7 protein-coding genes are annotated in these 6,000 nt (G+C 42.9%); 6 read left to right on the forward strand and 1 reads right to left on the reverse strand.

Annotation, left to right across the window (positions count from 1 at the left end; translation table 11 throughout):
* The first annotated feature begins 83 nt into the window (after positions 1 to 83).
* The 6 genes from AAA938_RS02115 to AAA938_RS02140 all read left to right on the forward strand — a co-directional run bounded on the left by AAA938_RS02115 (position 84) and on the right by AAA938_RS02140 (position 5,575).
* The gene (locus tag AAA938_RS02115; protein WP_338226964.1) at positions 84 to 1,667 is read left to right on the forward strand and encodes an acyl-CoA carboxylase subunit beta; all 1,584 of its coding nucleotides are present in this window, start codon (positions 84 to 86) and stop codon (positions 1,665 to 1,667) included.
* A gap of 164 nt (positions 1,668 to 1,831) precedes the next feature.
* Positions 1,832 to 2,107: a four helix bundle protein gene (locus AAA938_RS02120; RefSeq protein WP_338226965.1), complete on the forward strand. Its 276-nt coding sequence runs from the start codon at positions 1,832 to 1,834 to the stop codon at positions 2,105 to 2,107.
* Positions 2,108 to 2,152: 45 nt separating this feature from the next.
* Entirely contained in the window at positions 2,153 to 3,229 is a 1,077-nt protein-coding gene (locus AAA938_RS02125) for a M42 family metallopeptidase (protein ID WP_338226966.1), read from the forward strand.
* Positions 3,230 to 3,309: 80 nt separating this feature from the next.
* On the forward strand, positions 3,310 to 4,068 hold the full coding sequence (locus AAA938_RS02130) for an ABC transporter substrate-binding protein (RefSeq protein WP_338226967.1): 759 nt from the start codon (positions 3,310 to 3,312) through the stop codon (positions 4,066 to 4,068).
* Positions 4,069 to 4,223: 155 nt separating this feature from the next.
* Complete coding sequence (locus AAA938_RS02135) at positions 4,224 to 4,982, forward strand: 3-keto-disaccharide hydrolase (RefSeq protein WP_338226968.1); 759 nt, start codon at positions 4,224 to 4,226, stop codon at positions 4,980 to 4,982.
* Positions 4,979 to 5,575, forward strand: coding sequence for a 3-keto-disaccharide hydrolase (locus AAA938_RS02140; RefSeq protein WP_338226969.1), 597 nt, complete (start codon positions 4,979 to 4,981; stop codon positions 5,573 to 5,575). Before AAA938_RS02135 ends, AAA938_RS02140 begins: the two co-directional genes overlap by 4 nt.
* Positions 5,576 to 5,771: 196 nt before the next feature.
* On the opposite strand, the gene AAA938_RS02145 is transcribed toward AAA938_RS02140, so the two are convergent.
* Positions 5,772 to 6,000 (reverse strand): hypothetical protein (locus tag AAA938_RS02145; protein ID WP_338226970.1); only part of this gene is annotated, 229 nt, incomplete at its 5' end.

Raw genomic sequence — 6,000 nt, forward strand, 5'->3', positions numbered from 1 at the left:
ATTGAATTTTCCAATCTTCCTATTTTTCGGCTTTCCAATCGACTCAAGGGCCTATATTTGATGACAGAACGAAAATCCCGAATATGACTGACCCAAAAAATACTTTGTATACCTTGCCAAGCAATGCGGAAAAAATCGAGCTTTTGGCCAAAAAAAATGCTGAAGCGGAGTTGGGAGGAGGAAAATCCCGAATAGATTCTCAGCATAAAAAAGGAAAGCTGACTGCCAGAGAGCGAATAGACCTTCTTTTGGATGAGGGTACTTTTGAAGAAATCGACAAGTTTGTCATGCACCGGGCAAAGGATTTTGGTCTTGACAAAGAGCATTACCTTGGAGACGGTGTAGTTACAGGATATGGTGAAATCAACGGTCGTCTCGTGTATGTCTTCTCCCAGGATTTTACTGTCTTTGGAGGTTCGCTTTCAGAAACCCACGCGGAAAAAATCTGCAAAATCATGGATTTGGCTATGAAAAATGGTGCTCCGGTGATCGGCTTGAATGATTCTGGTGGTGCCCGTATTCAGGAGGGAGTCAATTCTCTGGGAGGCTATGCAGATATTTTTTATCGAAACACCTTGGCTTCCGGGGTGATTCCTCAGATTTCCGCCATTATGGGTCCTTGTGCAGGAGGGGCAGTTTACTCTCCGGCCATTACGGACTTTATTCTTATGGTGGAGAATACCTCTTACATGTTTGTGACCGGTCCAAACGTAGTCAAAACCGTGACCCAAGAGACTGTCACCGCCGAGGAGCTTGGGGGAGCATCTACCCACAGCACCAAGTCTGGGGTCACCCATTTTGCCTGTGCAAACGAAGTAGAGGCAATCAAACATATCAAAAGATTGCTGAGCTACATCCCTCAAAACTGTGAAGATACGGCTCCCATTTATCCCTATGAACTGAAAAAGGATGAGTCCAGGAAGGAACTGGATACACTGATTCCAGAAAACCCGAATCATCCATACGATATGAGAGATGTGGTGAGGGGGATCGTGGACGAGGAGTCCTTCTTGGAAGTTCATGAAAACTATGCGGATAATATCGTGGTGGGTTTTGCCCGCATTGCAGGTCGCAGCATTGGGATTGTGGGCAATCAGCCCCAGTCCATGGCAGGAGTTTTGGACAATCATGCGTCGATAAAGGCAGCCCGATTTGTTCGTTTTTGCGATAGCTTTAATGTGCCATTATTGGTTTTAGTGGATGTACCGGGCTTTTTGCCGGGCACGGACCAGGAGTGGAATGGAATCATCACCAATGGGGCTAAGCTCTTGTATGCTTTTTCTGAAGCGACGGTTCCAAGAATCACCGTCATTACTCGAAAGGCATACGGAGGTGCCTATGATGTGATGAACTCCAAGCATATCGGAGCCGATATGAACTATGCCTGGCCCACTGCGGAGATTGCTGTGATGGGGGCAAAAGGAGCTGCAGAGATTATTTTCAAGAAAGAAATAGCTGAAGCTGAAAACCCAGAAGCCAAACTTCAGGAAAAGGTAGATGAATACACCGCTAAGTTTGCCAATCCGTATAGAGCTGCTCACCGGGGTTTCATTGATGAAGTCATCATTCCTTCCGAAACCCGAGCCAAACTAATCAAAGCCTTCAAAATGCTGGAAAACAAGGTGGATAAACTGCCAAGGAAGAAGCATGGGAATATTCCTCTTTAAAGAAAAGGTTATTGGTTATTAAGTTATTTGAGAAAAGTCACTTTAAAGGCAGTAACTATTATCATCAGGACTTTTGAGGACTTGGAAGTTTGGAAAAAGGCAAGGGAGGTTAGATTGTTTGTCCAAAAAATGGTAAAAAATTCCCTTCTGAAGAGAAATATGCCTTGACAATTCAGATTAGAAAATCCTCTAGATCCATAACTAATAACATTGCCGAAGGATATGGCCGCTTCTTTTTTCAGGAAAACATTCAATTCTGCAGGATATCACGAGGTTCTCTTTCAGAGACGTTGGATCATATGATTGTGGCATTTGATGAGGAATATATTTCGGATTTAGAATTGGAAAGCTTTAGAGTTCTTCATAATGATTGCCTCAAGCTACTTAATGGATACATCAATTACCTTCAAAAAGTAAAATCAGGCTCCCCAAACCAATAACCTAATAACTCAATAACTCATAACACGATCACGGAAACTTGAACTATGAATAAATTCGAAAACGAAACCCAATTTCTGAAAACCTACCTTAACAACGCTTCTCCAACCGGGTTTGAAGCCTCCGGGCAGCAAATCTGGTTAGATTATATCAGGCCTTTTGTAGACACCTATTTCACTGATAATTATGGAACAGCCGTTGGGGTGATCAATCCTGAGGCAGAGTACAAGGTGGTCATTGAAGCTCATGCGGATGAAATCAGCTGGTTTGTAAATTACATCAAAGACGATGGGTACATCTATGTCCGGCGAAATGGGGGGTCAGACCATATGATCGCTCCCTCCATGCGGGTAAATATTCATACCGACAAAGGGATTGTTCCGGGAGTCTTTGGTTGGCCTGCCATCCACGTTCGAAAGGAAGGAAAAGAGGATGCCCCGACTTTGGATAATATTTTCATCGATGTAGGAGCTCGGTCTAAAGCTGAAGTCGAGGAGATGGGGATTCATGTAGGTTGTGTGATTACGTTCAAGGATGAGTTGATCGAATTGAATGGTAAATTCTGGTCGGGCCGCGCTTTGGACAATCGAATCGGAGGTTATATGATTGCTCAGGTTGCCCGAAAGCTCAAGGAATCCGGTAAACAGCTTCCTTTTGGACTTTATGTAGTCAATGCGGTTCAGGAAGAAATCGGCCTTCGGGGTGCCGAGATGATTGCTCACCGAATCAAACCCAATGTGGCCATCATCACGGATGTATGTCATGACACGACTGCTCCTTTATATAATAAGGTGACTAGTGGTGATCAAACGGCAGGGAAGGGACCGGTTTTAACTTACGGCGCTTCGGTGCACAAGAAGCTGCTGGATTTGATTATTGCCGCTGCGCGAAAAAATGAAATTCCTATTCAGCGTGCTGCCGCTTCCAGAAGTACAGGTACCGATACGGATGCCTTTGCTTATTCTAATGAGGGAGTGCCTTCAGCTTTGATTTCTTTACCTCTAAAATATATGCACACCACTGTTGAGACTGCCAGTAAGCAGGATATTGAGCAAGTGATTGAGCTGATGTATGCATTCTTAGTGGATTTCGACCCAAGTTTTGATTTCAGATATATAAGTTAATCCTGTATTGGTTATCAGTTATCAAGCAAAATGGAGTTTGGCTTTGACCCAATAACTGATAACCAACACCTTTTTTGAATATGCACTTCCTGGATCAACTTAACCGCTCAGTCTTTTTACCGCATCCTCCAAAGCGGATTATTTCCTTGGTGCCTTCCCTGACAGAGCTGTTGGTTGATTTGGGTTTGGAAGAAAGAATCTTAGGGGTCACCAAGTTTTGTATACATCCCAAGCATCTTAGCAAGAGTAAAGCCATCGTAGGGGGAACCAAGAATTATCGATTTGAACTCATTGATTCGCTCCATCCGGATTTGATCATAGGCAATAAGGAGGAGAATGATCGAGAGGGGATTGAAAAATTGGCTAAAAAATATCCGGTCTGGATGAGTGATATTTTTTCGTTGGAGGATAATTATCGGATGATTGAGCAAGTCGGGCTAATTACCCAATCAGATTTAAGAGCCGAACAAATAATCGGGAAAATCAAATCTTCCTTTGCAGAACCGATTGCAAAAAAAGGAACTTGCGTTTACCTGATTTGGAATGAGCCCATTATGGTTGCGGGTGGATCCACCTTCATTGATTCTATGTTGAAAGTGGCTGGTTTTGAAAACCTGGTTATGCAAACAAGATATCCTCAGCTTTCGGCGGAGGATCTGCAGAACCTTTCCCCCGAATTCCTGCTTTTGAGCTCCGAGCCTTTTCCTTTCAAAGAAAAGCACCTAGATTTTTTTCGCTCTCTTCTTCCCAATTCCCAAATTAAGCTTGTCGATGGAGAGCTTTTCTCATGGTATGGAAGCCGATTGATCCATTCTGGGAATTACTTTCGGAATTTATAAGAAAATCCTCTCAGAGACTTGACTTTCCATTTATAAAAATTATAAATACTACTAGGCACTTTTTTAAAAAATTCAATTAACTTTTCTGCCTCAAGCTTTTCGATTTTGAATTCTCAGGTCGATGGCGATATTGAATGAAATTAATTGATCAATCCATGAAAAAACAAAAATGGTTATTTCTGGGAATGCTAGTCCCTCTGGTGTGGGCTTGTGGTCCCAAAGCAACTGAAGAGGTTGTGGTAGAAGAGGTGGTGATTGTAGACAACTCCCTCACAGAAGAAGAAAAGGCGGAAGGCTGGATGCTTCTTTTTGATGGGACATCAATGGATGGCTGGCGTGCCTTCAATGGAGACAGCACTCCTCCCAATTGGATTATTGAGGATGGTGCGATGAAGGGCTTGGGTGCTACCGGAGGTGAAGACTTTGGAGGAGACATAGTATTTGGCCCGATGGAGTTTGAGGAGTTTGAAATGGAGTTTACTTGGAAGATTTCTCCGGGAGGCAATAGTGGTGTTTTCTATCACGTGGTAGAAGGCCCCAATTACAAAGCACCTTATTATACAGGTCCGGAATACCAGGTGATAGATCAGTTGGGATTTGCGCAGCCATTGGAAAAATGGCAATCGCTTGCCGGGGATTATGCGATGTATGAGCCTGATTACGAAGGAGTGGTCAAGCCTGCCGGTGAATGGAATGTGTCCAAAATAATTTTCTCAGAAGAAGGAGCAAGCTATTGGCTGAATGGGAAAAAGACCGTGGAGTTCGTTCCTTACTCAGAGGACTGGACGGCAAGAAGAAATTCCGGCAAATGGAATGATTTTCCTGATTACAAAATTGCCCGCAAGGGATTAATCGCATTGCAGGATCATGGAGATCCTGTTTGGTTCAAAAACATCAAAATTAGACCTCTATGAGAAAAATAGGATTTATTCTCCTGACCTTATTGATTGCGCATGGTGCTTATGCCCAGAAAAAGCAAAAGCTTTTCAATGGAAAGGATTTGACAGGTTGGGTAGTATATGGAACAGAAAAGTGGTATGTAGAAGATGGGTTATTGGTTTCTGAAAGCGGTCCGGACAAAGGCTATGGCTATTTGGGGACTGAAGAGGAGTTTGATGATTTTGAAATCGAACTGGAGTTTAAGCAAGAAGCCAATGGAAATAGTGGAGTTTTTATCCGTTCCACGGTAGATGGGACCAAGGTTTCGGGCTGGCAGGTGGAAGTAGCGCCTCCCGGTAGTGATACAGGAGGAATCTACGAGTCTTATGGAAGAGGATGGCTGATTAAGCCTGATCCCGAAAAAGACAAAGCATTGAAATTCGGGGAATGGAACAAAATGAGAATTGTGGTAAAAGGGGATAATGTCACTTCTTACCTAAATGGAGTTGAGATGGTCAACTTCTCTGACGAAAAAATCGGTCAGGGAAAAGGAGGCGTTTTGCTTCAGATTCATGATGGTGGAGGAATCAAAGTCTATTGGAAGAATATCGTTTTGAAAAAGCTTTAAAAAAAAACATCAAAATTTTTCTTACATGAAGAAATCAAAAAGCCGTTTCTTATTGATTTGAGATAAAAAAGAAGGGTAAGGCTGGTTTTTGATTTCAATGTAAACAGAGAATATCAAGTGAGTTTTAAAAGAACCTTGGGGATCGTTTACCTCAAGGTTTTTTCTTTTTCAAATTTTCCCGATCAATATCAGAGGTTTACAATTTCTTTTGCAAAAAATGTGAAGCTGCTATTGCTACGGACATATTTCTGTCGATATTTGCACTCCCAAACGACGCGAAAGGCGCCGGGGATGTAGGAGGAAGTCGGGGGAAGTTTGAAAAGACGGGGAGTTCAAAAGGAGAGGAAAGAAAAAAATATTCAATTTTCTTCTTGCCGAATAAAAAAGATCCCGTACCTTTGCAGTCCTGTTCGGAAGGAACGGGT

It is taken from the genome of Algoriphagus taiwanensis, assembly GCF_036245645.1.
GTDB lineage: Bacteria > Bacteroidota > Bacteroidia > Cytophagales > Cyclobacteriaceae > Algoriphagus > Algoriphagus taiwanensis.

Bases quoted from the DNA above. Each gene is read 5' to 3' on its own strand.
- AAA938_RS02135 (WP_338226968.1), top strand. From the start codon at position 4,224: ATGAAAAAACAAAAATGGTTATTTCTGGGAATGCTAGTCCCTCTGGTG.
- AAA938_RS02125 (WP_338226966.1), top strand. From the start codon at position 2,153: ATGAATAAATTCGAAAACGAAACCCAATTTCTGAAAACCTACCTTAAC.
- AAA938_RS02130 (WP_338226967.1), top strand. From the start codon at position 3,310: ATGCACTTCCTGGATCAACTTAACCGCTCAGTCTTTTTACCGCATCCT.
- AAA938_RS02115 (WP_338226964.1), top strand. From the start codon at position 84: ATGACTGACCCAAAAAATACTTTGTATACCTTGCCAAGCAATGCGGAA.
- AAA938_RS02140 (WP_338226969.1), top strand. From the start codon at position 4,979: ATGAGAAAAATAGGATTTATTCTCCTGACCTTATTGATTGCGCATGGT.